Here is a 3481-nt window from a genome sequence, read left to right on the forward strand (position 1 = left end):
AACTGTTGAATTAGCTGTAACTAAATACTGTACCAAAAATAATTTGTCACAATATAAATCAACACCATTTTTGTTACAATATTCGGTTTTGTTTTGGAAAATTATTGCATATGGCCCCATTATGAAAACGCAAGCTATTTTTCTTAATACTCAGAATTAATATTATCGAGTTACTTTCAATCTTTTAAGCTTGTAAAACACCGAAAAATCAATGCAAACGATTGCAAAGAAATGATAATATATAAATGTGAATGTAAATACTCATCAGAATTTTTCGCCTTTATTCAAGTTTTTATTATTAGTAATCTTAATTCTAAACAAGGAGAGAGTGTATGAAAGAATATTTAAAAGGCTGTAGTATTGTCCTATTATCTGCTCTTATATTGTTTGCTTTTGCAAGCCAAAGTTATGCAGCGATAAACGGGCAATCCATGAACGGAAATTATAAAGCATATATCATGGCACCACTAAAAAAAATACCAGACATGATGACATGGGAGACGTTTGAAAATGATTTACGCTGGGCAAAACAAAACGGTTTCTCTGCCATTACTGTTGATTTTTGGTGGGGGGACATGGAGAAGAATGGAGATCAACAATTTGATTTTTCTTATGTACAGCGCTTTGCACAATCAGTAAGAAATGCTGGCATGAAAATGATTCCGATTATTTCAACGCATCAATGCGGAGGTAATGTTGGAGATGATTGCAATGTCCCCCTTCCTTCTTGGCTATGGAATCAAAAATCAGATGATAGTTTGTATTTTAAATCGGAAATAGGGACAATAAATAAAGAAACATTAAATCCACTAGCTTCAGATGTCATTCAAAAACAGTACGGGGAACTATATAATGCTTTTGCAGAGGCGATGAAGTCGTATAAAGATGTTATTTCGAAGATTTATGTATCGGGCGGCCCAGCTGGAGAAACACGTTATCCATCTTATACGTCGGCTGATAAATCAGACTATCCGTCTAGAGGGAAATTTCAAGCTTATACTGAATTTGCAAAGGAGAAATTTCGTTCTTGGACATTACAAAAATATGGATCTTTATCAGGAATAAACAAAGTTTGGGGAACAAACTTAACTTCTATGTCTCAAGTACTTCCGCCAGCTGATGGAAATCAATTTTTGACAATGGGTTATCAAACAAAGTACGGTGAAGACTTCTTACAGTGGTATGAAGGTGTGTTAGAAGAACATACAAAATTGATAGGTGAATTAGCCCATTCTGCATTTGATAATATATTCCACGTTCCTATTGGAGCCAAAGTTGCCGGGGTTCATTGGCAATACAACAATCCAACTCTTCCGCACAGCGCTGAAAAGCCAGCTGGATATAATAATTATAGTAGTTTGTTAGATGCTTTTAAAACTGCAAAATTAGATTTAACATTTACCTGCTTAGAAATGTCAGATAAGGGAACATATCCAGAATATTCAATGCCAAAATCACTTGTACAACAAGTAGCTAAGCTGGCAAATGAGAAAGGAATTGTCTTAAATGGCGAAAATGCGTTAAGCATAGGAAGCGATAATGAATATAAGAAAGCAGCTGAGATGACTTTTAATTATAACTTTGCAGGATTCACACTGCTTCGGTATCAAGATGTTATGCATAATAATACCTTGATAACACAATTCAAAGATACATTGGGCGTTACTCCTATTTTACAAACCATTGTCGTAAAAAATGCGCCCACAACTATCGGAGATACAGTATATATTACTGGAGATCGTGCTGAATTAGGGAAGTGGGATACAACGATATATCCTATTAAATTATCATACAACTCTACTTATGGGGATTGGAGAGGTACAGTTTACTTGCCAGCTGAGCGAAATGTTCAATTCAAAGCATTTATTAAGCAAAAGGATGGAGCAATTAAAGCATGGCAACCAAATCAACAATATTGGACACCCACTCCTGCGACTTCTACTGTGTATACGGATTTGTGGTAAATGCATTCCTCGCAAAGGAAGTGAGACCGGTGATGCAAAAATATAACGGTTATGTGATGAGTTGCTAAATCTTGAACATATACCTTTTGTGGAGTAACAGTATGATCCAAATGAGATTATATTTCCTCGATACAACTAATGAAAGCGAATCTATACATATAAGTAGATTCGCTTTTTCTTATTTATTGTTACTGAATCTAAACCGTACAAAAAGGTTGAATTTCCTCTTCTTAAAACGATTTTTATCTTTTTAATTTTGCTAACATAATCGTTTCTTTTACTTTATAAAAAACATATGAAAATGAACTCTAAGTTACTAAAAGATCATCTTGCTCTTCCTTCTGTTTGATTCGCTTGAAAATCCATTTTTAAAGCTATACTATCTCCTTGAAACATATTTTGATCCTTACCGTTGTCTTCAAAGATAAATTTCATCCAAAACCAATCCATTTTTCCTGCTTTCAATCCGCCCGTGTCCGCCCACTTGGAAAGAAACACCTTCTGAGAAGCAACTCCTGGATGTTGTGTTTTTAATTCTGCCAAAGTTGTTTCATAAACAGGACTTTTCTCTGGGTCCCAATCCCAAAGGAATTGTACTTTAATATGTTTACCGAAATCTTCCACACTATTATTTTTTTTCAAATCGTTCACAGTGTAATCAACCTTCATCAGAATATCTTTGATATCTAACGTACCGCTATTTTTCACATTAAATTTCTTTAATACTTTGTCCCCAGGTTTTAAGTTATCTAAATTGAGAGATGTGGTAGGATGCATAGCTAGGTCTAATGTCCCGGTTGCAAAAGTATTATTTGTTACAACTTGGTCGCTAAAATAGGCATAAGTTCCACCACCAATTAATGATAGACCAAGAGTAGCTGAAGCAATTCCCAAACCTAATTTTCTTTTCAATGACATTTTGTGTTCCTCCCAAATGTGTATTCAAAATACTTTTTTATGAATTCAAAAGCCCCCAAATACAGGTATATCATAAATTGTAAATTTTTTGTATTAAATTTACATCGACTCATATTGAGAAAGTTGGGGGACATATTTTTATGTATGATATGTTTATTATTCTTAAAAACGATTGTAATTGATAAAAAAACAAACGTACTACAAGATAAATTTAGCCGCTACTTTGTCGCAAGAAAAATGAAGCTACAAACCGTACCGGTTTGTTATTCATGATAAGATAAACACTCCAAAATGTAGTGAAATGAAACAAAAATCCCTCTCAAAAAGAATTCGAGAGGGATTTTTGTTTCATTTCAAACGTAAACTCGGGTAAAAAATAAAGAATCTTTTATATAGACTCGGTGTGTCTATTTTATTATAACAAGTTTTCCATGTATGACTACACACTATTTTGAGCTTACACCCATTGTTTGTAGAAACTTAAATTCCTGTACCGTCATTTCTAAAGTAGGACAGTATGCCTTCTTCGCTAATTGGCCTCACGATACATGCCCATCAACTTAAGCCTTTTTACTACCCCCAAGTACAAAAAAACGTTA

General features: G+C 34.0%; 3 protein-coding genes. 2 read left to right on the top strand and 1 reads right to left on the bottom strand.

The window, feature by feature from the left end; translation table 11 throughout:
• Window positions 1-332 precede the first annotated feature (332 nt).
• Entirely contained in the window at window positions 333-1964 is a 1632-nt protein-coding gene (locus ACODS7_RS31325; protein ID WP_488828461.1) for a family 14 glycosylhydrolase, read from the top strand.
• A gap of 324 nt (window positions 1965-2288) precedes the next feature.
• Here the strand turns inward: ACODS7_RS31325 and ACODS7_RS31330 are convergent, their stop codons facing one another.
• Window positions 2289-2882 (bottom strand): TasA family protein, encoded by a 594-nt coding sequence (locus tag ACODS7_RS31330; protein ID WP_488828462.1) that lies wholly within the window; start codon window positions 2880-2882, stop codon window positions 2289-2291.
• A gap of 144 nt (window positions 2883-3026) precedes the next feature.
• Between ACODS7_RS31330 and ACODS7_RS31335 the strand changes: the two genes are divergently transcribed.
• Window positions 3027-3155: a hypothetical protein gene (locus tag ACODS7_RS31335; RefSeq protein ID WP_488828464.1), complete on the top strand. Its 129-nt coding sequence runs from the start codon at window positions 3027-3029 to the stop codon at window positions 3153-3155.
• The last annotated feature ends 326 nt before the right edge of the window (window positions 3156-3481 follow it).

The sequence above is a fragment of the Bacillus sp. FG16 genome, from assembly GCF_057809515.1.

Coding starts and splice junctions, on each gene's coding strand:
- ACODS7_RS31325 (WP_488828461.1), top strand. CDS start 333: ATGAAAGAATATTTAAAAGGCTGTAGTATTGTCCTATTATCTGCTCTT.
- ACODS7_RS31330 (WP_488828462.1), bottom strand. CDS start 2,882: ATGTCATTGAAAAGAAAATTAGGTTTGGGAATTGCTTCAGCTACTCTT.
- ACODS7_RS31335 (WP_488828464.1), top strand. CDS start 3,027: ATGATATGTTTATTATTCTTAAAAACGATTGTAATTGATAAAAAAACA.